At 56.7% G+C, this 26023-nt stretch carries 25 protein-coding genes and 1 pseudogene; 20 read left to right on the top strand and 6 right to left on the bottom strand.

Annotation, left to right across the window (positions count from 1 at the left end):
- Positions 1 to 10 precede the first annotated feature (10 nt).
- Positions 11 to 1195: pseudogene (gene mdtH / locus BTJ39_RS06355) on the bottom strand (multidrug efflux MFS transporter MdtH); the annotation flags it as partial.
- Positions 1196 to 1521: 326 nt separating this feature from the next.
- Between mdtH and rimJ the strand changes: the two are divergent.
- The 3 genes from rimJ (at position 1522) to murJ (ending at position 4720) form a co-directional block, all read left to right on the top strand.
- Positions 1522 to 2106: a ribosomal protein S5-alanine N-acetyltransferase gene (gene rimJ, locus BTJ39_RS06350; protein WP_078001844.1), complete on the top strand. Its 585-nt coding sequence runs from the start codon at positions 1522 to 1524 to the stop codon at positions 2104 to 2106.
- 29 nt (positions 2107 to 2135) lie between these two features.
- A complete protein-coding gene (locus BTJ39_RS06345; RefSeq protein WP_078001843.1) occupies positions 2136 to 3059 on the top strand; it encodes a Gfo/Idh/MocA family protein in 924 nt (307 codons plus the stop codon).
- Between the two features lie 122 nt (positions 3060 to 3181).
- Complete coding sequence (gene murJ / locus BTJ39_RS06340) at positions 3182 to 4720, top strand: murein biosynthesis integral membrane protein MurJ (RefSeq protein ID WP_078001842.1); 1539 nt, start codon at positions 3182 to 3184, stop codon at positions 4718 to 4720.
- Between the two features lie 61 nt (positions 4721 to 4781).
- Here the strand turns inward: murJ and flgN are convergent, their stop codons facing one another.
- From flgN to flgA, 3 genes are all read right to left on the bottom strand, one after another.
- Positions 4782 to 5213 (bottom strand): flagellar export chaperone FlgN, encoded by a 432-nt coding sequence (flgN, locus tag BTJ39_RS06335; protein WP_078001841.1) that lies wholly within the window; start codon positions 5211 to 5213, stop codon positions 4782 to 4784.
- A 5-nt stretch (positions 5214 to 5218) separates the two neighbouring features.
- Positions 5219 to 5515, bottom strand: a complete 297-nt coding sequence (gene flgM, locus BTJ39_RS06330; RefSeq protein ID WP_078001840.1) for a flagellar biosynthesis anti-sigma factor FlgM — start codon at positions 5513 to 5515, stop codon at positions 5219 to 5221.
- Between the two features lie 224 nt (positions 5516 to 5739).
- Positions 5740 to 6399, bottom strand: a complete 660-nt coding sequence (flgA, locus tag BTJ39_RS06325; protein ID WP_078001839.1) for a flagellar basal body P-ring formation chaperone FlgA — start codon at positions 6397 to 6399, stop codon at positions 5740 to 5742.
- A 155-nt stretch (positions 6400 to 6554) separates the two neighbouring features.
- Between flgA and flgB the strand changes: the two genes are divergently transcribed.
- The 11 genes from flgB (at position 6555) to flgL (ending at position 16482) form a co-directional block, all read left to right on the top strand.
- Positions 6555 to 6968 (top strand): flagellar basal body rod protein FlgB, encoded by a 414-nt coding sequence (gene flgB, locus BTJ39_RS06320; RefSeq protein ID WP_078001838.1) that lies wholly within the window; start codon positions 6555 to 6557, stop codon positions 6966 to 6968.
- 3 nt (positions 6969 to 6971) lie between these two features.
- Positions 6972 to 7376: a flagellar basal body rod protein FlgC gene (gene flgC, locus BTJ39_RS06315; protein ID WP_078001837.1), complete on the top strand. Its 405-nt coding sequence runs from the start codon at positions 6972 to 6974 to the stop codon at positions 7374 to 7376.
- 10 nt (positions 7377 to 7386) lie between these two features.
- Complete coding sequence (gene flgD / locus BTJ39_RS06310; RefSeq protein WP_078001836.1) at positions 7387 to 8061, top strand: flagellar hook assembly protein FlgD; 675 nt, start codon at positions 7387 to 7389, stop codon at positions 8059 to 8061.
- Positions 8062 to 8086: 25 nt separating this feature from the next.
- Complete coding sequence (flgE, locus tag BTJ39_RS06305) at positions 8087 to 9301, top strand: flagellar hook protein FlgE (protein ID WP_078001835.1); 1215 nt, start codon at positions 8087 to 8089, stop codon at positions 9299 to 9301.
- Between the two features lie 20 nt (positions 9302 to 9321).
- A complete protein-coding gene (locus tag BTJ39_RS06300) occupies positions 9322 to 10077 on the top strand; it encodes a flagellar basal body rod protein FlgF (protein WP_078001834.1) in 756 nt (251 codons plus the stop codon).
- Positions 10078 to 10092: 15 nt separating this feature from the next.
- Positions 10093 to 10875 carry a flagellar basal-body rod protein FlgG gene (gene flgG, locus BTJ39_RS06295; RefSeq protein WP_078001833.1) on the top strand — a complete coding sequence of 261 codons (783 nt, stop codon included), beginning with the start codon at positions 10093 to 10095 and terminating at the stop codon, positions 10873 to 10875.
- A gap of 89 nt (positions 10876 to 10964) precedes the next feature.
- Positions 10965 to 11666 carry a flagellar basal body L-ring protein FlgH gene (locus BTJ39_RS06290; protein WP_078002101.1) on the top strand — a complete coding sequence of 234 codons (702 nt, stop codon included), beginning with the start codon at positions 10965 to 10967 and terminating at the stop codon, positions 11664 to 11666.
- A gap of 10 nt (positions 11667 to 11676) precedes the next feature.
- Positions 11677 to 12783, top strand: a complete 1107-nt coding sequence (locus BTJ39_RS06285; RefSeq protein ID WP_078001832.1) for a flagellar basal body P-ring protein FlgI — start codon at positions 11677 to 11679, stop codon at positions 12781 to 12783.
- Positions 12783 to 13721, top strand: coding sequence for a flagellar assembly peptidoglycan hydrolase FlgJ (gene flgJ, locus BTJ39_RS06280; RefSeq protein WP_078001831.1), 939 nt, complete (start codon positions 12783 to 12785; stop codon positions 13719 to 13721). The genes BTJ39_RS06285 and flgJ overlap by 1 nt, the downstream gene beginning before the upstream one ends.
- A 114-nt stretch (positions 13722 to 13835) precedes the next feature.
- Positions 13836 to 15494 (top strand): flagellar hook-associated protein FlgK, encoded by a 1659-nt coding sequence (gene flgK / locus BTJ39_RS06275; protein ID WP_078001830.1) that lies wholly within the window; start codon positions 13836 to 13838, stop codon positions 15492 to 15494.
- Positions 15495 to 15519: 25 nt separating this feature from the next.
- The gene (flgL, locus tag BTJ39_RS06270) at positions 15520 to 16482 is read left to right on the top strand and encodes a flagellar hook-associated protein FlgL (RefSeq protein WP_078001829.1); all 963 of its coding nucleotides are present in this window, start codon (positions 15520 to 15522) and stop codon (positions 16480 to 16482) included.
- Positions 16483 to 16716: 234 nt separating this feature from the next.
- Here flgL and rne read toward each other — a convergent pair whose 3' ends face one another.
- Complete coding sequence (gene rne / locus BTJ39_RS06265; protein WP_078001828.1) at positions 16717 to 20052, bottom strand: ribonuclease E; 3336 nt, start codon at positions 20050 to 20052, stop codon at positions 16717 to 16719.
- 576 nt (positions 20053 to 20628) lie between these two features.
- On the opposite strand from rne, the gene rluC reads away from it, so the two are divergent.
- Positions 20629 to 21582, top strand: coding sequence for a 23S rRNA pseudouridine(955/2504/2580) synthase RluC (rluC, locus tag BTJ39_RS06260; RefSeq protein ID WP_078001827.1), 954 nt, complete (start codon positions 20629 to 20631; stop codon positions 21580 to 21582).
- A gap of 23 nt (positions 21583 to 21605) precedes the next feature.
- On the opposite strand, the gene BTJ39_RS06255 is transcribed toward rluC, so the two are convergent.
- On the bottom strand, positions 21606 to 22196 hold the full coding sequence (locus tag BTJ39_RS06255) for a Maf family protein (protein WP_078001826.1): 591 nt from the start codon (positions 22194 to 22196) through the stop codon (positions 21606 to 21608).
- Between the two features lie 142 nt (positions 22197 to 22338).
- Here BTJ39_RS06255 and yceD point away from each other — a divergent pair, with 142 nt between their 5' ends.
- From yceD to fabD, 5 genes are read left to right on the top strand one after another with little or no spacing between them, the layout of a single operon-like run.
- Positions 22339 to 22860, top strand: a complete 522-nt coding sequence (yceD, locus tag BTJ39_RS06250; RefSeq protein WP_078001825.1) for a 23S rRNA accumulation protein YceD — start codon at positions 22339 to 22341, stop codon at positions 22858 to 22860.
- A gap of 14 nt (positions 22861 to 22874) precedes the next feature.
- The gene (gene rpmF / locus BTJ39_RS06245) at positions 22875 to 23045 is read left to right on the top strand and encodes a 50S ribosomal protein L32 (RefSeq protein ID WP_038626789.1); all 171 of its coding nucleotides are present in this window, start codon (positions 22875 to 22877) and stop codon (positions 23043 to 23045) included.
- A 26-nt stretch (positions 23046 to 23071) separates the two neighbouring features.
- Complete coding sequence (plsX, locus tag BTJ39_RS06240) at positions 23072 to 24106, top strand: phosphate acyltransferase PlsX (RefSeq protein ID WP_078001824.1); 1035 nt, start codon at positions 23072 to 23074, stop codon at positions 24104 to 24106.
- A 6-nt stretch (positions 24107 to 24112) separates the two neighbouring features.
- Positions 24113 to 25066, top strand: a complete 954-nt coding sequence (locus BTJ39_RS06235) for a beta-ketoacyl-ACP synthase III (protein ID WP_078001823.1) — start codon at positions 24113 to 24115, stop codon at positions 25064 to 25066.
- 15 nt (positions 25067 to 25081) lie between these two features.
- On the top strand, positions 25082 to 26011 hold the full coding sequence (gene fabD, locus BTJ39_RS06230) for an ACP S-malonyltransferase (protein ID WP_078001822.1): 930 nt from the start codon (positions 25082 to 25084) through the stop codon (positions 26009 to 26011).
- Positions 26012 to 26023: the final 12 nt, after the last annotated feature.

Here is a 26023-nt window from a genome sequence, read left to right as displayed (position 1 = left end):
CGGCCACCGCGGGTTCGATAGCCCGGCGATAAAATTGACGATACAGCGCAATCAGCGTAATAAAGCCGACGATCCCCAGCATCAGCCAGGGCAATGCCGGCAGGTTCAGCTGGCGACCGGTATCAAACATCCAGCCGCCGCCGCTGTAGCCTACGGCGCCGCCCAGCGCCAGTCCGAGGCGGCTGAACCCCATATAGCTGCCGCGCGCGCGGGCATCGGCTAGCGAGGCAGACAGGGTTTCCCGCGCCGGTTCGGCAATAATAGAGCCAAGATAAAAGCAGCATATCAGCATAAACAGCGTGTTTACCGAACCCGCCAGCCCGACGGGCATCAGGCTTAATGTCATAATCGCCAGCCCGAACATTAACCGCTGCTCAAGGCGAAAACGGCGCTCGCTCCAGCGGGCGATGGGATAGAGCAAGCTGAGCGAGAGCGCGGCCTCAATGGCATACATCCATTTCACCGCGCCGGGCTCGCCTGCCAGCTGATTCACCACGATCGGCAGCATTAACATGACCTGCACTTGCAGCGTGTAATAGCCGGTTAAGGTCAGTACGTAGGTTGAGAAACGCTTATCGCTCAGAACCCGTACCAGCCCCTCACGCATCGGCGTGCGTACCGTTGACAGCTTCCAGGCGGGCAGCAGCATAAAGTTAAACAGCGCCGCCAGCACAAAAATCAGCGCGCCGGTAAAGCATACCAGGCGGAAATCGACGCTGAGCAGCCAACTGCCGAGGAGCGCTCCCAGCACGGCGCCGGCACTGTCTTGCATCATCAGCAGAGAGAAAAAGCGCCCGCGTTGCTGTGGGCGGATAAGCTTCACGACCATCGCGGTACGCGGCGGATCGAACAGGGTGCCGCCAAGACCCGATAGCAGACAGGAAAGCCAGAGCAGCCAGGGTTCATGGGCCATTCCCATGGTAGCGAAGCCCGCGGCGCGCAGCAGCATGCCGGTCACGATCATCGGTTTAGCGCCGAACCGGTCGGCAATCGCGCCGCCAAATATGCCTAATCCCTGCTGCACCAGCTGGCGTAATCCCAGCGCAATACCCACCAGCAGCGCCGCCCAGCCAAGCTGCTCGACAAAGCGAATGGATATAAGTGGAAATACAACAAAAAAGCCTAACACCACCAGCAGGTTATCGATCAGCAAAAACGACTTACCCAGGCTTCGTGCCCGCGCGACCCGTGCCATGCCATTACCTAATTATAAAATTAACAGGAGGGGGAGGAGCGCCTTGCCGATAGATCGGCAAAACCCGTCCGAATGGTCTATTTTCTCTGCAATCCAACTTTTTTCCCAGCGCGGGCAAGATGATATTTTTTCATTTACCCGGCGCATCGCCAGGCAGCAGGCGAAGTTGTGTGCTATCAGCGGCGTATTGTGGCAAAAACTCCCCCGATCGCGGCGGGAAAAGGTATAGTGAAATAGTCACTGAGCGGCATAGAACGCTGCGCCCGCGCCGTCTGAACGGCAGTTTACTCAACATTCTTTATTGGCCCCGCTATGCAGGAGAAATGATGTTTGGCTATCGTTCCGCCGCGCCGAAGGTGCGGTTGACTACCGATCGTCTGGTTGTGCGACTTGTCCATGAGCGCGATGCCTGGCGCCTGGCCGATTACTATGCGGCTAACCGTGATTTTCTTAAGCCCTGGGAGCCGGTGCGCGATGAAAGCCACTGTTATCCTTCTGGCTGGCAGGCGCGGCTGGGGTTGATTACGGATATGCATCGCCAGGGCTCGGCATTCTACTTCGCGTTGCTGGACGCTGACGAAACAGAAGTTCGCGGCGTGGCCAATTTCAGTAATGTGTTGCGCGGTTCATTTCACGCCTGCTTTCTTGGCTATTCGCTCGGCGAAAAATGGCAGGGGCAGGGGCTGATGCATGAGGCGCTGCAGTCGGCAATCCGCTATATGCAGCGCCAGCAGCGCATACACCGTATTATGGCAAACTATATGCCGCATAATCAGCGCAGCGGTAACCTGCTGGCCCGGCTCGGCTTTGAGAAAGAGGGCTATGCCAAAGACTACCTGCTGATCGACGGTCGCTGGCAGGATCACGTGCTAACCGCGCTGACGATGAAGGCGTGGGCCGCGGAACGCTAGAGTAATTAAGCGGAGAGTAAGGGGAAACTATGCGTCAGGTACGTGTTGGCGTTGCGGGACTGGGCAACATTGCCTGGAAAGCCTGGCTACCGGTGCTCGGGCAGGCGACAGGGTGGCAGCTGGTGGGCGGTTTTTCCCCCAACCAGAGTAAAGCGCAGTCGCTTTGCGACAGCTATCGCATGCCGCTGTATGCTTCGCTGGAGGCGCTGGCCGCTGACTGTGATGCGGTGTTTGTCCATACCAGCACCGCCAGTCATGCCGCGGTGGTCGGACAGCTGCTTAAAGCGGGCGTTGATGTGCTGGTCGATAAGCCGCTGGCTGCCAGGCTCAGCGATGCCGAAAAGCTGGTTGAACTGGCCCATAAAAACGGCCGTAAGCTGATGGTCGGCTTCAACCGCCGCTTTGCGCCGCGCTACCAGCAGCTTAAGCAGCAGATGGGCTCCGCGGCATATCTGCGCATGGAGAAGCACCGAACCGATAGCGTTGGCCCCAATGATGCCTGGTTCACGCTGCTTGACGATTACCTGCACGTGGTGGATACCGCATTATGGCTGGCGGGGGGGAAGGGACAGTTGCTAAGCGGTTCGTTACAGACCAACGATGGCGGCGAGATGATCTACGCCGGGCACCACTTCGAGGTTAATGGTTTGCAGGTAACCACCTGCATGCATCGGCGCGCCGGCACGCAGCGTGAGCGCGTGGAGCTGATTAGCGACGGCGCGCTATTTCAGGTTGACGATATGCGCGACTGGCGCTGCGAGCGCCAGGGCCAGTGCATTATTGAGCCGGCGCCTGGCTGGCAAACGCTGGAGGAGCTGCGCGGCTTCGCCGGCGCCGCACAGCATTTTATCCGCTGCGTAGAAAATCAGACAATGCCGCAGTGCAGCGGCGAACAGGCTCTGCTGGCGCAGCGCGTGGTTGAGCGCATCTGGCGTGAACTTTCTGAAGAATAACCGCTGGTAACATTCGATTATGGTGATTTTATTTTTCCCCGGTAGACTATGCCGCTTCGGCGTGATGCCAACCTGATAGCCGCCCTGGCGCGGCTTTTTTCTAACGGACCTGCAGGAAAAACATGAATCTGTTGAGATCCCTGGCGGCAGTCAGTTCGATGACGCTGTTTTCACGCGTTCTGGGCTTTGCCCGCGATGCCATAGTCGCACGCGTATTTGGCGCGGGTATGGCTACTGACGCTTTTTTTGTCGCTTTTAAACTGCCAAATTTACTGCGGCGTATTTTTGCTGAAGGGGCTTTCTCTCAGGCGTTTGTACCTATTCTGGCGGAGTATAAAAATAAGCAGGGTGAAGAGGCGACGCGAATATTCATTACCTACGTTTCTGGTCTGCTGACGCTGGTGCTGGCGCTGGTCACCGTGGCGGGTATGTTGGCCGCACCCTGGGTTATCTGGATTACGGCGCCGGGTTTTGCCGACACCATCGATAAATTTTCGCTGACAACCTCGCTGTTGCGCATCACCTTCCCCTATATTCTTTTGATATCGCTGGCATCGCTGGTCGGGGCGATCCTCAATACCTGGAATCGCTTTTCCGTGCCGGCGTTTGCGCCAACGTTGCTGAATATCAGCATGATTCTTTTTGCCCTTTTTGCCGCGCCTCATTTTCATCCTCCGGTGCTGGCGCTTGCCTGGGCCGTGGTGGTCGGCGGCGTGCTGCAGCTGTTTTATCAGCTGCCGCATCTGAAAAAAATCGGCATGCTGGTACTGCCGCGCGTTAACCTGAAGGACAGCGGCGTCTGGCGCGTGCTGCGTCAGATGGGGCCGGCAATACTCGGCGTTTCCGTTACCCAGATTTCGCTGATTATTAATACTATCTTTGCCTCCTTTCTGGTTTCCGGCTCGGTTTCCTGGATGTACTACGCCGATCGCCTGATGGAGTTTCCCTCCGGCGTGCTGGGCGTGGCGCTGGGCACCATTCTTTTGCCGTCGATGGCGAAAAGCTTCGCCAGCGGTAACCATGACGAATACTGCCGCCTGATGGACTGGGGCCTGCGTTTGTGCTTCCTGCTGGCGCTGCCCAGCGCTGTCGGCATCGGCATCCTGGCGAAGCCGCTAACGGTGGCGCTGTTTCAGTACGGCAAATTTACCGCTTTTGATGCCTCAATGACGCAGCGGGCGCTGATTGCTTATTCCGTCGGGTTGATGGGGCTTATCATCGTCAAAGTGCTGGCCCCCGGATTTTATTCGCGCCAGGATATCAGAACGCCGGTGAGAATTGCCATTGTCACCCTGGTGATGACGCAGCTGATGAACCTCGCCTTTATCGGCCCGCTGAAGCATGCAGGCCTGTCGCTCTCAATTGGTCTGGCGGCCTGTCTGAATGCGTCTTTGCTTTACTGGCAGCTGCGTAAAAAGAAAATATTTGACCCGCAGCCCGGCTGGCGTGGATTTTTGTGGCGTCTGGCGGTGGGAATTATTGTGATGGTCGGTGTTTTGCTGACGGCGCTTCACTATATGCCCGACTGGGCCAGCGGCTCGATGCCGTGGCGCCTGCTGCGACTGGCTGGCGTTTGCGCGGCGGGCGGCGGTGCCTATTTTGCCGTGCTGGCGCTGCTGGGTTTCCGCCTGCACCACTTCTCCCGGCGGATGAGCCTGTAATCATTAAAACAAAAACCCCCGCACAGCAGCGCTGGCGGGGGTTTTTGCTGTGGCGCGAAAATCAGACTTTACGGCTGATATACGCCGGGCCGCTTGCCTGACCGTCCGGTCCGTAAAAATGCTGAGATTGCAAAGGACGCAGGACGCCGAGAGTCTGTTCGGTATGCGCCATCTGATGGTTCAGCAGCAGGCCGTTATGCTGGTTTTTGTCGCGCAAATTGATCGTGCGCTCCTGAATAGCAGACCAGCGCTGAGCCAGCTGCGGCTGGCCGCTGTAGGGTGCGTGCAAGCCCAGCTGTTGACTGGCATCGCGTCGCATCTGCTCAATAAAGTTCAGGGTTCCCAGCAGGGAACTTTTATCTTCAGTAATGCGTTGCAACAAGCTGCTGTTCACCTGGCCGGCAGAGAGCTGTTGTTGTTCTGCGTCCATGATATCGGTAAGGGAGGCGAGTACCTCCAGCATTTTATCCAGTGAAGATAGCAGCGTGTTCATAGTAATCAGTTATCCTGTAACGATGATTTGGCCTCCTGAATCAGGGCGTCGGCGATTTTGCCGGCATCCATTTTCAGTTCGCCATTGCGGATAGCGGTTTTCAGTTGCTCGACGCGCGCCACGTTGATGTCCTGCGAGCTGGCTTTCGTCAGCTGCGACTGGGCACCGCTCAGGACCACCTGGGTGCCTGAGACCGTGGTTTTATTCTCAACCGGGCGCGCTCTGTTCACCGGTGCGTCATTAGTATCGCGCGGTTGAACGGTTGCTGCGGGTTTTAAAGGTTGAGTTCTGTCGATGCTCATAATCTGGCTCCTGTTAATTCAGACCCGGCTCCTGTTATTATTCACTGCGCGGAAGTAACAGCCTGGCGCTTTATCTCCTGGTGCTTAACGCTTTAAGCAGAGGAAATTCAGCAAGTTGCTTGTTTTTCCACACCCTGAATGTGCAGGGGTCAGACGGTCTGAGAACGAATTCTACTTTGAATGATGTTCATTCTATCGGCAGAACTGAGCCCTTCTTTAGTGTTTTATAGCGATATAAGAATTTTCCCATCCGCATTCACTTTGCCGCTGACAATCTGCCCTGAGCCCATCCTGACCCGGACTGCCTGTGCCGAGGTGGCATTGTTCATCGCCCGACCTTCGCTGGTGACGGCAAAGCCATCGCCGGAGGCCGTTACCATCACGGTCTGGCCAGCTTTGACGCGCCAGGGTTGACGCACCATCATCTGGTTGACCGGCTGTCCGGGCATAATATCACGCAGAGCGACGGCGTCGACAATATCATCAGGGGTAACGGCAGTGCGCGCCGGCAGCGTATCGAGCCGGCCCTTCACTGTTTTTAAATCACTGAGGTTTACCGTTGCGCCGCGGGAAATTGGCTGGGCGGCGACAATATAGTCACCGGTTACCTGTACCTGAACCTGGAGATAGCGGCGGTTCTGGTCGCAGTTTGCCGCGACGCTCATCATTCCCCATAGCCGTGCGTTGCCCGGTAAAGAAAACTGTGGATTATCGCACTGCGGCCACTGAGCCTGCGGCGTTTTCACCACCACCTCAATAGCATCGCCATTTTGTCCGTTACGGGCTTTGAAAAATTGATTTAGCTGGGCGGTCAGGTCTGCGGCGCAGGCCTGCGCGCTTAGCAGGGTCAGTGCGGCAACGCCCAGCGCGTTCAGTTTTTTCATTGCGTATTCCCCTCATTTAGCCTGAACAGATTCTACCCGCACGTGCTGCAAGCCAAGGGTCAAATAAGCAGCGCTTTTTAGCGCTATTCAGACGATCGTTCTTCAGGGACGCGATTATTCTGTGAACTCGGAAAAGTCTTAAATCTGGAGTGAACATGCTCGACAAACTGGATGCAGCCTTACGGTTCCAGACTGAAGCGCTCAATTTGCGTGCGCAGCGTCAGGAGGTTCTGGCTTCCAATATTGCCAATGCGGATACCCCCGGGTATCAGGCGCGCGATATTGACTTCGCCAGCCAATTAAAAAATGTCATGGATAACGGGCGGGCGCAGGGTTCAGGCATGTCGCTGGCGATTACCTCTCCGCGCCATATCCCGGCGGAAAGTTTACAGCCCGCCTCAATGGATTTGCTGTACCGCGTACCGGACCAGCCGTCAATGGATGGCAACACCGTTGATATGGACCGCGAGCGTACGCAGTTTGCGGATAACAGCCTCAAATATCAGACCGATCTCACCGTTCTCAACGGGCAGCTTAAAAGCATGATGTCCGTGCTGCAGGGGCAATAACAGATGGCACTGTTAAATATTTTTGATATCGCCGGCTCGGCAATGACCGCCCAGTCGCAGCGAATGAACGTCAGCGCCAGTAACCTGGCGAACGCCGATAGCGTTACCGGCCCGGACGGTCAGCCCTACACCGCCAGGCAGGTGGTATTCCAGGTTGACGCGGCGCCCGGTTCGCCGACCGGCGGGGTAAAAGTGGCGCAGGTGGTTGACGATCCGACGCCGCCGAAGCTGGTATATGACCCGGGCAATCCGATGGCCGACGAGAAGGGCTACGTCAAGATGCCAAACGTCGACGTGGTCGCGGAAACCGTTAACACCATGTCGGCCTCGCGCAGCTACCAGGCCAACGTCGAGGTGCTTAATACCGTTAAGCAATTAATGATGAAAACTCTGACCCTGGGCCAATAAGGAGAGCAGCATGGGCATTGCCGTTGGCGTTAATGATTCAACCACGATTACCGGTAATACGTCGGTTTCCAGCCCGGCGAGCGGCAACAGCGCCGCTGACTTGCAGAGTCAGTTTCTGACCCTGCTGGTAACGCAGCTAAAAAACCAGGACCCGACCAATCCGATGGATAACAGCCAGATGACTTCGCAGCTGGCGCAGATTAATACCCTGAGCGGCATTGAGAAGCTCAATACCACCCTGGGGTCGATTTCCGGTCAGCTGAATACTTCCCAGTCGCTGCAGGCATCGACGCTGATCAGCCACGGTGTGATGATCAACGGCTCAAAAATTCTGGTCGGCAGCGGTACCACCACGCCGTTTGGCGTTGAGCTGGCGCAGGCTGCTACCAGCACCACCGCAACCATCACCAACGCCAATGGCGACGTGGTTCGTAGCATCGACCTCGGCGCGCTGTCCAGCGGTGTTCATACCTTCTCGTGGGATGGCACCGATAGCAACGGCGCCACCGTGGCCGATGGAAAATATACCGTGTCTGTTGCTGCCAGCAACAGCACCGGGCAACTGACTGCCCAACCGCTTAATTACGCCTATGTCAATGGGGTCACCAATGACAGTAACGGCGCAATTTTGGACCTTGGTACATACGGTACAACGACGCTGGATAAAGTGCGTCAGATCCTTTAATCCCTTTGCTTCTCAGGAGTGACACATGTCATTTTCACAAGCAGTCAGCGGCCTGAATGCGGCGTCCAGTAACCTCGACGTTATTGGTAACAACATCGCTAACTCGGCAACCGTCGGCTTTAAATCCAGCACCATCTCCTTTGCGGATATGTTCGCTGGATCGCAGGTTGGTCTCGGCACCAAAGTCGCTGCGGTTACGCAGAACTTTAATGACGGCACCACCACCACGACCAGCCGCGGGCTGGATGTTGCTATCAGTCAGGCGGGTTTTTTCCGCATGCAGGATACCTCCGGCAACGTGTACTACAGCCGTAACGGCCAGTTCACGCTGAACTCCGATCGCACCATCGTCAACGCCGACGGTATGGCGCTGACCGGCTACCCGGCAACCGGAACGCCGCCGACCGTGCAAACCGGTGCCAACCCGATTGCGCTCAGCATTCCTGATGCCGCCATGGGCGCACGTGCCACCACCAGCGGCGCGCTGACCGCCAGTCTGAACTCATCGGAAAACGCCCCGGCTACCGCATGGGACGGCACCAATATTTCCGCGTCGATGTACAACGCCAAGTCTTCAATGACGGCGTACGACTCGCTGGGTAATGCCCACACGGTTGACCTGTACTTCGTCAAGTCAGGCACCACTGATAATACCTGGGACGTCTATCCGGTTGACGCCACCACCGGCGCGCAAACGGCCAAAACCACGCTGAGCTTTAACAGCAGCGGTCAGCTGACCTCCAGCCCTAACGTAGCGGTCGACGTTGGCGCGCTGAACGGTTCTGCTACCGGGCAGAGTTTCACCCTCAGCATGACCGGCTCGACCCAGCAGAACAACGGCAAAACCAGCACCTTCGGTAACCCGACTCAGGATGGTTATAAGCCCGGTAACCTGACCAGCTATCAGATTAACAATGATGGCACCGTGGTGGGTAACTACTCGAACGAGAAATCGCAGGTACTTGGTCAGATAGTGCTGGCGAACTTTGCTAACCCGGAAGGCCTGAAATCAGAAGGCAATAACGTCTGGTCTTCAACGGCGTCTTCCGGTCAGGCACTGGTTGGCCTGGCAGGAACCGGAAACCTCGGCAGCCTGACTGCCGGCGCTCTGGAATCATCAAACGTCGATCTCAGCAAGGAACTGGTGAACATGATCGTGGCTCAGCGTAACTATCAGTCTAACGCTCAGACCATCAAGACCCAGGATCAGGTCCTGAACACCCTGGTTAACCTGCGCTAATCGCTTAACGGGACGCTTCTATGGATCACGCGATATATACCGCAATGGGGGCTGCTTCGCAGACCCTCGACATGCAGGCGGTGACGGCCAGCAACCTGGCCAATGCTGCGACGCCTGGTTTTCGTCAGCAGTTGATGGCGATGCGTGCGGTGCCGGTAACGGGGGAATCGCTTCCTACCCGTACGCTGGTGACCGCGTCAACTCCCGGCGCGGATATGTCACAGGGCGCGCTCGACTACACCGGGCGCAACCTGGATGTGGCTGTACAGCAGGACGGTTGGCTGGCGGTGCAAACCGCCGACGGTACTGAAGCCTATACCCGCAACGGCAATATAGAAATTAGCCCCACTGGCCAACTGACCATTCAGGGTCATCCGGTGATGGGGGACGGCGGTCCCATCGCCGTTCCTCAGGGGGCGCAGTTGACGATTGCGGCTGACGGCAGCATTACGTCGCTCAACCCAGGGGATCAGCCCAACGCCACCGTGCAGATTGGCAAGTTGAAGCTGGTGAAAGCCAGCGCGCAGGAAGTCACGCGCGGTGATGACGGCATGTTCCGCCTGACCGGCGATGCACAAGCGACGCGCGGTGCAACGCTACAGAACGACCCAACTATCCATGTGATGCCCGGCGTACTGGAAGGCAGCAACGTCAAGCCGGTAGAAACGATGGTCGACATGATTAACAACGCCCGGCGCTTTGAGATGCAGATGAAAGTGATCTCCAGCGTCGACCAGAACGAACAACGTGCCAACCAGCTGCTCTCCATGAGCTGAGTGTGAGGAAAACCAATGATTAGTTCTTTATGGATTGCTAAAACCGGCCTTGATGCGCAGCAGACCAATATGGACGTTATCGCCAACAACCTGGCAAACGTCAGCACCAACGGCTTTAAGCGCCAGCGCGCGGTATTTGAAGACCTGATGTATCAGACGCTGCGCCAGCCTGGCGCCCAGTCGTCCGATCAGACTAACCTGCCGTCCGGTTTGCAGATCGGTACCGGTACGCGCCCGGTCAGCACCGAGCGTTTACATACCCAGGGTAACCTGTCAAAAACCGATAACTCCAAAGACGTGGCGGTCAACGGTCTTGGCTTTTTCCAGGTGCAGATGCCGGACGGCTCGACGGCGTATACCCGCGACGGTTCTTTCCAGACCGACCAGAACGGTCAGCTGGTGACCAACGCCGGTTTCCCGATTCAGCCAGGTATTACTATTCCGGCCAACGCTATCAGCATGACGATCAGCCGTGACGGCGTGGTGTCGGTGACCCAGCAGGGTAACGCCCAGCCGGTGCAGGTTGGTCAGCTGACGCTGAGCACCTTTATGAACGATGCGGGTCTGGAAAGCGTGGGTGAAAACCTCTATCAGGAAACGCAGGCTTCAGGTGCGCCCACTGAGAGCAACCCCGGCCAGAACGGAACCGGTACCCTTTATCAGGGATACGTCGAAACCTCTAACGTTAACGTGGCTGAGGAGCTGGTCACCATGATCCAGACCCAGCGCGCCTACGAAATCAACAGCAAGGCGGTCAGTACCTCTGACCAGATGCTGGCAAAACTGACGCAGCTGTAAGCATTACCCCGGCGCGGTTCGCCGCGCCCGGACGATTGGGGCCGTCAATTAAAAAACATTATCTTCATATTATTAAAGGTTTTATTTCCATGGCTAAGCAAATATCAATGCCTGGACGTGCATTAGTAGCCGCGCTGCTGCTAACGCTTAACGGTTGTGCGCTTGTACCCCGTACGCCACTGGTGAAGGGGTCGACAACGGCACAGCCCGTGCCAGCCCAGCCGCCGGTGATCAACGGGTCCATTTTTCAGGGCGTGATGCCGATGAACTACGGCTATCAGCCGCTGTTTGAGGATCGCCGTCCACGTAATATCGGCGATACGCTGACTATCGTGCTGCAGGAAAACGTCAGCGCGAGCAAAAACTCTTCCGCCAACGCCACTCGCGATGGCAGCACCAGCTTTGGTATGAGCGCCGTGCCGCGTTATCTCTCCGGCCCGCTTGGTAATAGCCGTGCTGATGTCAGCGGTGAAGGGAAAAATGATTTTGCCGGTAAAGGTGGCGCCACCGCCAACAATACCTTCACGGGCACGATTACCGTAACCGTGAATCAGGTTCTGCCGAACGGCAACCTGAACGTGGTCGGTGAAAAACAGATCGAGATAAACCAGGGAACCGAGTTTATCCGTTTCTCCGGCGTGGTTAACCCGCGCACGATTAGCGGCTCCAACACGGTTATCTCCACGCAGGTGGCAGATGCACGCATTGAGTATGTCGGCAACGGCTACATCAATGAAGCGCAGACCATGGGCTGGCTGCAGCGTTTCTTCCTCAATCTGTCACCGATGTAAGAGGTTTATTATGCGTCATTCTCTTTTCATTCGCGCCCTGGCGCTGGGTCTGCTGCTGGTTTGCACTATCGCCCGCGCTGACCGCATTCGCGACCTGGCTACGGTACAGGGCGTTCGTGATAACTCACTGATCGGCTATGGCCTGGTGGTGGGCCTGGATGGCACCGGAGATCAGACAACCCAGACGCCGTTCACCACGCAGAGCGTCAGTAACATGCTATCCCAGCTGGGTATTACCGTACCGGCCGGCACCAACATGCAGCTGAAAAACGTGGCGGCGGTGATGGTTACCGCCAAGCTGCCCGCTTTTGGCCGCCAGGGGCAAACTATCGATGTGGTCGTTTCCTCGCTGGGTAATGCGAAAAGTCTGCGCGGCGGTACCCTGCTGATGACGCCGCTGAAAGGTGTTGATAACCAGGTGTATGCGCTGGCGCAAGGTAACATCCTGGTTGGCGGCGCCGGCGCGTCTGCGGGCGGGTCCAGCGTACAGGTTAACCAGCTTAACGGCGGGCGCATCACCGGTGGCGCCACGATTGAACGCGAACTGTCGAGCAGCTTTGGTAGCGGCAGCGTACTGAATCTGCAGCTAAACGACGATGACTTCTCGATGGCGCAGCGCATCAGCGATGCGATCAACAGCCGCGGCTACGGCGTTGCCCAGCCGCTGGATGCCCGCACGGTTCAGGTACGCCTGCCGCAGGGTAATGCTTCGCAGGTACGCACCCTGGCCTACATTCAGGACCTGGACGTTTCCGTACCGCTGCAGGATGCCAAAGTTATTATCAACTCGCGTACCGGCTCGGTAGTGATGAATCGCGAAGTGATGCTCAACTCATGTGCGGTCGCGCAGGGCAACCTGTCGGTCACCGTTAACCAGCAGCAGAACGTCAGCCAGCCGAATACCCCGTTCGCCGGTGGTCAGACGGTAGTGACGCCGCAGACGCAGATCGATTTGCGTCAGTCAGGCGGTTCGCTGCAGACGGTTAATGCCAGCGCCAACCTGAACAGCGTGGTGCGCGCGTTGAATGCGCTGGGTGCGACGCCAATGGATCTGATGTCGATTTTGCAATCAATGCAAAGCGCCGGCTGCCTGCGCGCCAAACTGGAAATTAACTAATGAGTGACACGCAATCGCTGATGAACGCGGCGTATGACAGCCGCTCACTGAACGACCTGAAGCGTGCAGCCAGTGCCGATCCTAAAGCGCACGCCCGTCAGGTCGCAAAGCAGGTGGAAGGGATGTTCGTGCAGATGATGCTGAAAAGCATGCGCGACGCGCTGCCGCAGGATGGTTTGCTGAGTAACGATCAGTCGCGGCTTTATACCTCAATGTATGATCAGCAGATTGCACAACAGATTGGCGCCAAAGGGTTAGGGCTGGCCGATACCATCGTCCAGCAGATGGCCGGCGCCCAGGCGCCGGATGAAACGGCGGGCACCGTGCCGATGGCGCTGGACAAATCGTTCATCAATACCCTTTCACCGGTGATGATGGAGCAGATGGTTCGCCGGGCGGTGCCGCGTATGCCGGCGCCCAACCCGACCATGAGCGGCGACAGCGCTGAGTTTATCGCTCAGCTGGCGCAGCCCGCGCAGATGGCCAGTCGGGAGAGTGGCATTCCGCATCACCTTATTCTGGCGCAGGCCGCGCTGGAATCAGGCTGGGGGCAACGCCAGATCCTGACTCAGGACGGGCGCCCGAGCTATAACATTTTTGGCATTAAAGCGAATGCCAGCTGGCAGGGTAAAACCACCGACGTGATGACCACCGAATATGAAAACGGCGTGGCGCACAAGGTGAAGCAGAAGTTCCGCGTTTATGACTCTTATTTCGACGCACTGAACGACTACGTCAAGCTGCTGAGTAATAACCCGCGCTATGCGGCGGTCACTACCGCCTCGACGGCGGAGCAGGGGGCGCATGCGTTACAAAAAGCAGGCTATGCTACCGATCCGCATTATGCGCAAAAGCTGGTAGGAATGATTCAGCAATTCAAGGGCATGGGTGAAAAAGCGGTAAAAGCCTACACCCAGGATTTAACCACACTGTTTTAACTATTTGTCCTCAAGTCTGGTCGCTCGCGGCCGATAACAGGATTAGGCCGGCATAGGTATTGACCTGTGTCGAAACGAATTCACCTGGGGTAGCACGGGTAGAAAGGAACCACTATGTCCAGCTTAATTAATTCCGCGATGAGTGGACTGAGCGCCGCGCAGAACGCGCTAAGCGTCACCAGTAACAACATCAGCAACTATGCGGTCGCTGGCTATTCACGCCAGACCATCGTGCTGTCTCAGGCGCAGAGCACCCTGATGGGTTCCCAGTATTATGGCAACGGCGTTAATACCAGCGGTATAAATCGTGAATACGATCAGTTTATTACCGCCCAGCTGCGCGGCGCTGCGGCAACCAGCAGCGGGCTGACTACCCAGTATAATCAGGTGTCGAATATCGACAATTTGCTGGCAGATTCAACCACTTCGCTGTCCAGCACCCTGCAAAGCTTTTTTAGCAGCGTGCAGAATGTGGTCAACAGTGCGGATGATCCGTCATCGCGCACCACGCTGCTTGGCGGTGCTTCCGAACTGGTTAACCGGTTTAAGACCACGGACGATTATTTACGCAGCCTTGACTCCAGCGTGAATACCGCCGTGAGCTCCAGCGTCGATCAGATCAACACCTATTCGTCGCAGATTGCCAACCTGAATACCCAGATTGCCAAGCTGAAAGGCGCCGGTGCCGGTAATGCGCCAAACGATCTACTGGATCAGCGCGATCAGCTGGTCAATCAGCTTAATCAGCTGGTCGGGGTTAACGTCAGCCAGCAGGATGGCGGTAGCTACATTATCAGTACCGCTGGCGGTGTTAATCTGGTGCAGGGTGATTCATTCAATAAGCTGGCGGCGGTGCCTTCCAGCAGCGATCCCAGCCGCCTGACGGTAGCCTCGGTCGATGCGGTAACGGGCGCAACCAGCGAAATCCCGGAGCAGTTTATTAACAGCGGCTCGCTTGGCGGGGTTATCCAGTTCCGGACCCAGAACCTTGACCCGGCGCGTAACCAGCTAAATCAGCTGGCGCTGGCGATGGGCGATAGTTTCAATATTCAGCATGAAAAAGGCTTTGACGCCAAGGGTAACGCGGGCGTCGCCTTCTTTAACCTTGGTTCGGCTTCCGCCATTGCCAATACTAAAAATACCGGCTCGGCCAGCCTGAGTCTGAGCTACACCAAGACCAGCGACGTGACGGCCAGTAACTATCAGGTCAGCTATGACGGCTCGCAGTGGAACGTCACCAAATTGCCGGGGAATACCACGGTCAGCGCGACTGCCGGCACCGACGGTAGCGGCAATCCCACGCTCAGCTTTGATGGCTTGCAGGTCAGCATCAGCGGTACGGCGGCGGCCAGAGACAGTTTTGTGGTGAAACCGGTTAGTGACGTGATTGCCGGTATGAGCGTTAACATCACCGATCAATCACAGATTGCGGCGGCCGGCACCAAGGGCAGCGGTCAGAGCGATAATGAAAACGCCAGGCAGCTGCTGGCGCTGCAAACCCAAAAAGTGGTTAACGGCGGCAGCACGATAACCCAGGCTTATGCCAGCCTGGTGGCTAACGTGGGTAATCAGACCGATAACCTGAAAACCACCAGCACCACCCAGGCGAACGTCGTGACGCAGCTGACTAACCAGCAGCAGTCTGTTTCCGGGGTTAACCTCGATGAAGAGTACGCCAATCTGACGCGCTACCAGCAGTACTATATTGCCAACGCCCAGGTATTGCAGGCCGCTTCGGCGACGTTCAATTCACTGATCGGCGCGTTAAGCTAATCAGTCACGGAGAAGGACATAAATAATGCGTCTTAGTACCAATATGATTTACCAGCAGCAGACCAGCGGCGTGCTTAATGCACAAAGCAGCTGGCTTGAAGTCGGTAAACAACTTTCTACCGGTAAACGCGTGGTTAACCCGTCTGACGATCCGATTTCTGCTGCCAATGCGGTGGTGCTGAAACAGGCGCAGGCGCAGGGGGCGCAGTACGCATCGGCGCGTGATTTTGCCATTCAGCGTAACTCTACCGAAGAAAGCACCCTTAAGCAGGTGACCAGCGTGGTTTCCAGCGCGCAGACAATCCTGGTTGCGGCCAATAACGGCACCTTGTCAGACGATGATCGGGCGTCTTACGCAACCCAGCTTAAAGGCCTGCGCGATCAGCTTCTTAACCTGGCGAATAGCACTGACGGCAACGGACGCTATATGTTTGCCGGCTATAAGTCCGATAGCGCGCCGTTCAACATGGACGGTGACGGTAACGTAACCTACGGCGGCGGCACCACGGCGATTACCCAGCAGGTAGATGCTAACCGTAATATGGTGACTAACCATACGGGCAGCGAGGTATTTATGACGCTGACCAGCAACGCCAAAAAAGAGCCGGACGGAACCGACGGCGAAAGTAATATTTTCGCTACGCTAAAAACCGCGATCGACGCGCTTGATAGTCCAATCGGAACCGATCAGACCGCCGCGACCGACTCACAGAACGCGCTGGCAAAGTCGATGCGTGGTTTGAGCAACTCTTTTAACAATATCCTGGCGGTGCGTTCTGAGTTGGGTACCAACCTGACAGAGTTAGACAACCTTGATGCGCTGGGCGACGACCGCTCGGTGATTATGAGCACCCAGATGAGTAACCTGGTGGACGTTGATTATACCAGCACTATCTCCTCGTACACCATGTTACAGGCACAGCTGAGCGCGTCTTACAGCACTTTCCAGCAGATGTCGAAGATGTCATTGTTCCAGATGAATCAATAAAGTTTTAAAATTTTGAACGGGCTTAAACCGGGTCCGTTCAGTTTCTCCCGTTAACCGCCATGCGGCTAACGGGTTTTTTTTTGCGGCTAATACGCCTGGCGACGAACCGCATCATGTTCTGAAGCGGCTTTCGCCGGGGCGGGGGGCACCTGCATATGTTGGGGAGCACGTTTTAACGGCAAAAAAAAGCCCCGGCGTTAGCGGGGCTTGTTCAGAACGGCTTACTGCTTTGATTTACGGGCGGGTAGCTGGCGCCGTTGCCTGCTGCGTCGCAGCGTGGCCTCCGGCTGCGCCTTTGCCAGTGAAATCAAATGCCGGGCGAACCCAGTCGCTGTGAGGCGCAGGCTCCGCGACGTACTCCGGCGCCGGGGCGCGCGTCATTGGCGCGCTGGCGTGGTGGAGAGCCGTAGCCGCTTTGACCTCTGGTTGCTCAACCTGGGGCGCAGCGGCTGGCTGAACATCGCGCGCTGGCACCGGAGCATGTGGCTCCTGAACCTCTGCCTGCGGTTGTTCATCGCTTGCGCTGGTGAGCGCCTCAACGTCTGCTTCGCTCCTGGCGCTAACGTCTGCCGGATAGTCGTCCGCTTGCTGGCTGGCTTCGGCTACAATGCGGGCTTCATGCTGAGCCTGTGCTTCTGCGGCAATTTCTTCCACCGCATCGACAAAGGTTTCAACGCTGGGCCTGGTGTCCTCTATCGGCAGCGCTTGTTCGACGGTACGCTGGGCTACATCATCATCGGCTGCGCTGATGACGCTGGGCTCTTCACCGGCAGGATGGCTGATTGCCTCGATTTCATCGGTATTCACCACGGTGACTTCTGGCTGAACGGGTTCGCTGGTTTTCACCGGCTGCGCTTCGCCAGCGTCGACACTCGCTACGCTGTCTTCTGCCGCAGGCAGCGCAATCGCCGCCGCCGTATCTTCGCTGGCGCCCTGCGGGTTAACGTCGCGAACGCCGGCTGCCTGCTGTTCTTCATTCACCGGGTAGCTTATCCACACTTTTCCGGAAGCGACTTCCGGCGAGGCGCTGGCGCTGCTTAACGGCATCGGCGACTCCTGTGGGTAACGCTCATCACGGTAACGACGGCGACGCTGGCCGCTGACGCGCAGATGGCGCGGCGAACGGCGTGAGCGGCGCGGCATATTGCCGTTTTCGCGCGCGTCGTTTTCATCGCCATCCGCTGCGGCTTTTTCGCCAGCGGCGACAGGTTGCTGCACGGATTCAACCGGAGTAGCGGGCTGGCTGACTTCATCCTGCACGGCTTCACCGCTGCTGATGCGAACTTTTTGCGTCAGCTGGCGCGGTTTACGGCGCGGCATGACCTGAACGCGTTCGCGGCTATCAGCCTCCTCAGAGGCAGACTCTTCGCCATTCTGGACCTGCTCAGCGGCTTTAGTTTCCAGCTGTGCCTGGCGTTTTTCTTCCTGGCGACGACGCTGGCGCTCAGCACGCTGTTCGCGCCGCTGCTGCTGCTCTTCACGCTGCTGGTCGCGTACGCCTTCGTTCTCGCTCTGCTGAACTGCCGGCTGCTCGTCACGGGCGGAAGCATTCTGACGTTTATTACGACGATTATCATCACGATTTTCGCCGCTGCGGTTATCACGCTGACGATCGTTACGCTCGCTGCGGTCGTTACGTTCGCCACGGTCGCCGCGGTCATTACGCTCACCACGGTCATTGCGATCGCGCCGGTTGCTGTTGCGATCGCGACGGTTATTGCGATCGCGTCGCTCACCGCGCTGTGCATTTTGCTCTTCGCTCGCCGGTTTAGCTGGCTCGGTTGCTTTAACCGGTGCTTCCGCTGTTTCCGCGGCGAACATTTTCTTCAGACCGCCAAGCAGTCGACCAAAGAAACCGCCTGAAGCCTGAGCGGCCGCTTGCGGTGCCGCAGACGGGGTTTTAGCTTTCGCGCGGGTGGATGCGGTTTCGCTGACCGGCGCTTCCTGCATCGCCGGCGGAGCATCCTGCATCACAAACGCTGCCAGCGCCGGGGTTTCAGGGCGGCGGCGCTCGGCTTGTTCTTCTTCAGATGGCAGCGCCATCTCTGCTTCATGCAGCTTCGGCAGATGGTAGCTCAGCGTTTGTGTTTCTTCGCCTTTGCGTACGCGCAGCACGGAGTAGTGTGGCGTTTCCATACGATCGTCAGGAACGATGACGGCACGCACGTCACCCTGGCGTCGCTCGATTGCGCTGACTGCTTCACGCTTTTCATTGAGCAGGTAAGATGCGATTTGCACCGGCACAATGGCATGGACTTCTTTGGTGTTTTCCTTCAGCGCTTCTTCTTCTATCAGGCGAAGGATTGAAAGCGACAGAGATTCGTTATCACGAATAGTGCCGGTGCCGCTACAGCGCGGGCAAACGTGATGGCTGGATTCGCCCAGCGACGGGCTGAGGCGCTGACGCGACATTTCCAGCAGGCCAAAACGCGATATATGGCTTATCTGAATACGGGCCCGGTCCTGACGCACCGCTTCACGCAGGCGGTTTTCAACGGCGCGCTGGTGGCGTACCGGCGTCATATCGATAAAGTCGATAACAATTAACCCGCCGAGGTCGCGCAGGCGAAGCTGACGGGCTATTTCGTCGGCGGCTTCCAGGTTGGTATTAAATGCCGTTTCTTCGATATCGCCGCCGCGGGTTGCGCGCGCGGAGTTGATATCAATGGCGGTTAAGGCCTCGGTGGTGTCGATAACGATAGAACCGCCGGAAGGCAGGCGCACTTCACGCTGGAAGGCAGACTCAATCTGCGATTCGATCTGATAGTGGCTGAAAAGCGGTATTTCACCGGTATAGAGCTTGATTTTGCTACTGAAATCCGGGCGACCAAGGGCGGCGATATGCTGGCGGGCCAGCTCCAGGACTTTCGGGTTGTCGATCAGAATTTCGCCGATGTCCTGACGCAAATAGTCACGGAAAGCGCGGACGATAACGTTGCTTTCCTGGTGGATCAGAAACGGCGCGGGGCGATTTTCTGCCGCTTTCTTAATCGCTTCCCAGTGTTTAAGGCGGAAGCTAAGATCCCACTGCAGCGCTTCGGCAGATTTGCCGACGCCGGCGGTGCGAACGATCAGACCCATTCCGTCCGGCAGTTCCAGCGCGGAGAGGGCTTCTTTTAGTTCGGTGCGATCGTCGCCCTCAATGCGGCGAGAGATACCGCCCGCGCGCGGGTTGTTCGGCATCAGCACCAGATAACTGCCCGCCAGGCTGATAAAGGTTGTCAGCGCCGCGCCTTTATTGCCGCGCTCTTCTTTATCAATCTGGACGATAACTTCCTGACCTTCACGCAGCACGTCTTTAATGTTCGGACGGCCGTGAGCATTGTAGTTGCCGGGGAAGTAGTCGCGGGAGATTTCTTTCAGAGGGAGGAAACCGTGCCGTTCAGCGCCGTAATCAACAAATGCGGCTTCCAGGCTAGGTTCGATTCGGGTAATTTTTCCTTTATAGATGTTGGCCTTTTTCTGTTCATGTCCGGGGCTTTCAATGTCCAGATCATACAGACGTTGTCCATCAACCAGGGCAACACGCAACTCTTCCTGTTGAGTTGCGTTGATCAACATTCTTTTCATCGTAACTTACTCATTATTCTTACATTAGTGACAGAGCTACGGGCATGGTGACGCTGGACGTGAACAGCCGATGGCCCCGTGTCTCATCGCATAGCCGTCAACCTCACGGTTGTCGCCAGCTAAAGGGGCGCAAATTCTCGGCAGCCTGTTTTTCATATGGAATAACAGCGCTTACAGGGGGTACCGCTACTGCAAAACAGCAAGTGAACCAATCCCGTCATATCGTCCAGGCTGCAACCCGCAGCCCGCTAAATGCCTGATTTCACAAAACGTCTTACGCCATTGCTGCGTGTATGTGCTATCCGGCAAAATTTTATTAATACATTTAATACGCTTTTTTCTTGTTTTCACAAAGTTTGCAGGAAAACCTGTGCATTATTCCACTGCTAACCTTGTGATAGCAAGGTGACTTTTCCGACCTTGAGAGATTAATCCAGCTTTAAAATGACGTTATGTGTCACTTTGCAAGCAATCGCTTAAAAACCGGAGTAAACCTTTTTTTCACAGGTCGAACTGTCAGTTAAGCACAGAAAAAGAAGTGGCGCTATTATGGCGCGATAATTAGAATCGCCCATCATGAAAACGACATCTCCTTCAGTACAAAATGTGACTATCTCCGTCGACCAGGCGGGGCAGAGAATTGATAACTTTTTGCGTACCCGACTCAAGGGGGTGCCGAAGAGCATGATTTACCGCATTCTGCGTAAGGGTGAGGTGCGGGTTAATAAAAAGCGCATCAAGCCGGAATATAAGCTGGAAAGCGGTGATGAAGTGCGTATTCCCCCGGTCAGGGTCGCCGAGCGCGATGAACCGGCGCTGTCGCCTAAGCTCGAAAAGGTCGCCTCGCTGGAAGACTGTATTCTCTACGAAGATGACGCGATTCTGCTGCTCAACAAGCCATCAGGTACGGCAGTACACGGCGGCAGCGGATTGAGCTTTGGCGTAATAGAAGGGCTGCGGGCGCTGCGCCCGGAGGCGCGGTTTCTTGAATTAGTCCACCGCCTGGACCGCGATACTTCCGGCGTCCTGCTGGTGGCTAAAAAACGTTCCGCGCTGCGCGCGCTGCATGAACAGCTGCGCGCTAAAGGGATGCAAAAAGATTATCTGGCATTGGTGCAGGGCAGTTGGCCTTCCCATCTGAAAAGCGTGCAGGCGCCGCTGCTGAAAAATATTTTGCAAAGCGGGGAGAGGATGGTGCGGGTCAGCAGCGAAGGCAAGCCGTCTGAAACCCGCTTTAAAGTGGAGGCGCGCTTCGCCGACGCAACCCTGGTTAAAGCCAGCCCGATAACCGGGCGTACCCATCAGATCCGCGTCCACGCGTTGCATGCCGGTCATCCGATCGCCTTTGACGATCGCTACGGCGATCGGCGCTTTGACCGCCAGCTGGCGATGACCGGGCTGTCACGTCTGTTTCTGCACGCCGCCGCGCTCACCTTCACTCATCCGATCTCCGGTGAAACGCTGCGCATTGAAGCGCCGCTGGACAGCCAGCTGAAGGCTTGCCTGGCGGCATTGCGCGCGGGGCAATAATCGGACCGGTCCTGCCGCCTTTGCTATTGCGTTTGCAGCAAGGGATCGCAACCCGCCTGGCGCAGCATTTCGCACAGGGCGATGAGCGGCAGGCCGATCAGCGTATTCGGGTCGCGTCCTTCAAGGCGCTCGAAGAGCGTAATGCCCAACCCCTCGCTTTTAAAGCTGCCCGCGCAGTTGAGCGGCCGTTCGCGTTCGATATAGCGGGCAATCTCTGGCTCGCTCAGGGGGCGAAAATAAACGTTAAATGGTTCAACGCAGCACTGAAGCTGGTTTTCCCGGCTATCAAATAGCGCCAGGCCGGTATAGAACGTCACGCATTTACCGCTGGCCCGCGCGAGCTGCTGGCAAGCCGCCTGTGCGGTGTGCGGCTTGCCGGTAATCTGGCCGTCGAGCACGCAGACCTGATCGCTGCCGATAATCAGATGCTGCGGATAAGGCGCAGCCAGAGCCTGCGCCTTGGCAATCGCCAGACGCCGAACCAATTCAGAGGCGCGCTCCCCCGGATGTGGACTTTCATCAACCTGCGGGGCGGCGGTAATAAACGGCAGCCCCAGCGTTTCTAATAGCGATTTGCGAAAGGGCGAGGTTGAGGCTAAAACCAGTTGATGCATAAAATTTTTCACAACCTGTGGCGTTAAAAGAACTCTCATTTTAAACTGTGCGCCGCACAGGATGCGAATACTGGGTGAAAGATGCCGTAAAACGGCCTTTTTCTTTGACTCTAAGACGTTACAAAGTTAATATGCGCGCCCTATGCAAAAGGTAAAATTACCCCTGACGCTTGATCCAGTCCGTACCGCTCAGAAGCGCCTTGATTACCAGGGTATTTATACCCCCGATCAGGTCGAGCGCGTCGCCGGGTCAGTCGCCAGCGTGGACAGTGATGTGGAATGCGCCATGTCCTTTGCCATCGACAGCCAGCGCCTTGCCGTATTGAGCTGCACTGCGCAGGTAGATGTCACGCTGACTTGTCAGCGCTGTGGACAGCCGTTTGCACACCAGGTTCACGTAACCTACTGTTTCAGCCCGGTCAGGAATGACGACCAGGCAGAAGCACTGCCGGAAGCCTATGAGCCGGTTGATGTCGACGAATTCGGCGAAGTCAATCTGCTGGCAATGATTGAAGATGAAATCATTCTCGCGTTGCCTGTGGTGCCGGTGCATGATTCTGAACACTGTGAAGTGTCCGAAGCGGACATGGTCTTTGGCAAATTGCCTGAAGAGGCAGAGAAACCAAATCCATTTGCCGTATTAGCCAGTTTAAAGCGTAAGTAATAGGAGTAAGGTCCATGGCCGTACAACAGAATAAACCAACCCGTTCCAAGCGTGGTATGCGTCGTTCTCATGACGCACTGACTACGTCCACTCTGTCAGTAGATAAAGTTTCTGGCGAAACTCATCTGCGTCACCACATCACTGCGGATGGCTACTACCGCGGTCGCAAAGTTATCGTTAAGTAATTCTTGCGGCAGCGCAAGGCGATACTTTGACACGTTTGACCCTGGCAATAGATGCCATGGGCGGGGACTTCGGTCCCTGCGTCACAGTGCCTGCTGCATTGCAGGCACTGGCCGCGAATTCGCAATTAAATCTCCTCCTGGTCGGCGATCCCGACGCAATCTCCACATCACTTTCTAAAGCCGATTCCGCGCTGCGCGAACGCCTGCAAGTTATTGCGGCTGAGTCGGTTATAGCCAGTGATGCCAGACCCTCCCAGGCGATCCGCAACAGCCGTGGGTCGTCAATGCGCATTGCGCTGGAAATGGTAAAAGAGGGCAAAGCGCAGGCCTGCATCAGCGCCGGAAATACCGGTGCGCTAATGGGGCTGGCGAAATTATTGCTCAAACCGCTGGATGGCATTGAACGTCCTGCTTTGATGACCGTTTTACCTAACCAGCAGCAGGGGAGGACGGTGGTGCTCGACCTGGGCGCTAACGTCGGTTCCGACAGTACCATGCTGGTGCAGTTCGCGGTGATGGGCGCGGTGATGGCAGAAGATGTGCTGGCCATTGCCAACCCGAGAGTCGCCCTGCTGAACATTGGTCAGGAAGAGAGCAAAGGACTGGATACCATTCGCCATGCCGCAGAAATGCTGCGTGGCTCGGCGGATATCAACTACATTGGCTATCTTGAAGGTAACGATCTTCTTACCGGGAAAACGGATGTGCTTGTTTGCGATGGCTTCGTGGGCAATGTTACGCTGAAGACCATGGAAGGGGTGGTAAGAATGTTCCTTTCGCTGCTTAAATCACAGGGCGAAGGGGAAAAACGGGCCTGGTGGATGACGCTGCTGGGACGCTGGTTGCAAAAGCGTCTGTCAAAGCGATTCGGCCATCTGAATCCCGATCAGTACAATGGCGCTTGCTTGTTAGGATTACGCGGTACGGTTATTAAGAGCCATGGTGCGGCTAATCAGCGCGCTTTTACGGTGGCAATTCAACAAGCAGAGCAGGCGGTGCAGCGGCAGGTTCCCCAACGAATCGCCGTGCGCCTTGAAGCTGTATTACCAAAGAGTGACTGAACGTACATGTATACAAAGATTCTTGGTACGGGCAGCTATTTGCCCGCACAGGTGCGTACTAACGCCGATTTGGAAAAAATGGTGGATACGTCGGACGAGTGGATAGTCACCCGTACCGGTATTCGTGAACGCCGGGTTGCTGCTGCCGATGAAACGGTCGCCACGATGGGAACGCAGGCGGCTAAGAAAGCCCTGGAGATGGCGGGTATCAGCAAAGATGATATCGGCCTCATCGTCGTCGCGACGACCTCTTCCAGCCATGCGTTTCCCAGTTCGGCGTGCATCATTCAGCAGCAGTTGGAAATCAACGACTGCGCGGCTTTTGATATCGCAGCGGCCTGCGCCGGCTTTACCTATGCGCTGAGCATTGCCGATCAGTACGTCAAAAATGGCGCGCTTAAGTATGCGTTAGTCATCGGTGCTGATTCGCTGGTGCGTACGCTTAATCCTGAAGATCGCGGCACGGTTATTCTGTTTGGCGATGGCGCCGGTGCGGTGGTGCTGGGTGCCAGCGAAGCCCCGGGCATCATTTCTACCCATCTGCACGCCGACGGTCGCTACGGCCAGCTGCTTACGCTGCCCTACCCATCGCGCGATCCGCAGGCTGAAACCGCCTGGCTGACCATGTCCGGCAACGAAGTATTTAAAGTTGCGGTAACCGAACTGGCGCATATTGTCGAGGAAACGCTGAGCGCGAATAACCTCGATCGCAGCGAGCTGGACTGGCTGGTGCCGCATCAGGCTAATTTGCGCATTATCAGCGCGACGGCGAAAAAGCTTGGCATGGGAATGGACAAGGTGGTGGTGACCCTGGATCGTCATGGCAACACCTCGGCAGCATCGGTACCTGCAGCGCTGGATGAAGCGGTGCGCGACGGACGTATTCAACGCGGCCAGTTAATTCTGCTGGAAGCGTTTGGCGGCGGATTTACCTGGGGCTCCGCGCTGGTTCGTTTTTAATAACAGGAAAAAATGATGACGCAATTTGCAATGGTTTTCCCCGGCCAGGGATCGCAGACCGTTGGCATGCTGGCAGAGCTGGCCGCCGCTTATCCGCTGGTTGAGGATACGTTCCGCGAAGCTTCTGCTGCGCTGGGCTACGATCTGTGGCAGCTGGTGCAGCATGGCCCGGCTGAAGAGCTGAATAAAACCTGGCAAACGCAGCCGGCGCTGCTGGCTGCTTCGGTGGCGATTTTTCGCGTCTGGCAGCAGCAAAACGGCCCGCAGCCTATGCTGCTGGCCGGGCATAGCCTCGGCGAGTATTCTGCGCTGGTGTGTGCGGGCGTGATTGAGTTCGCCGCAGCGATTAAGCTGGTTGAGCTGCGCGGGAAGCTGATGCAACAGGCGGTGCCGGAAGGAACGGGCGCTATGCAGGCGATTATCGGACTTGATGATGCGTCGATTGCTAAGGCCTGTGAAGAAGCGGCGCAGGGGCAGGTGGTCTCGCCGGTTAATTTCAACTCGCCGGGCCAGGTGGTTATTGCCGGGAATAAAGAGGCCGTAGAGCGTGCCGGCGCGGCGTGCAAAGCCGCCGGCGCTAAGCGCGCGCTGCCGCTGCCGGTAAGCGTGCCTTCGCACTGCGCCTTAATGAGACCGGCGGCGGAACAGTTAGCGCTGGCGCTGGAGAAAATCACGTTCAGCGCGCCAGTTTTGCCGATAGTAAATAACGTTGATGTAAAATGTGAAAACGACGGCAAAGCGATCCGTGACGCGCTGGTTCGCCAGCTCTATAGTCCGGTTCGCTGGACGGAGTCGGTAGAATTTATTGCAGCGCAGGGCGTGACTACGCTGCTTGAAGTTGGGCCGGGTAAAGTTCTTACCGGACTGACCAAACGTATTGTTGACACCCTGAGCGCGTCGGCAGTGAACGATCCTGCCACGCTTTCAGCGGCGCTTGAACAATAAACACGAGGAAAA

This window comes from Izhakiella australiensis (assembly GCF_002006995.1).
GTDB lineage: Bacteria > Pseudomonadota > Gammaproteobacteria > Enterobacterales > Enterobacteriaceae > Izhakiella > Izhakiella australiensis.
Note: the sequence above shows the minus strand (reverse complement) of the source record. Positions and strands in the feature narration are given on the sequence as shown.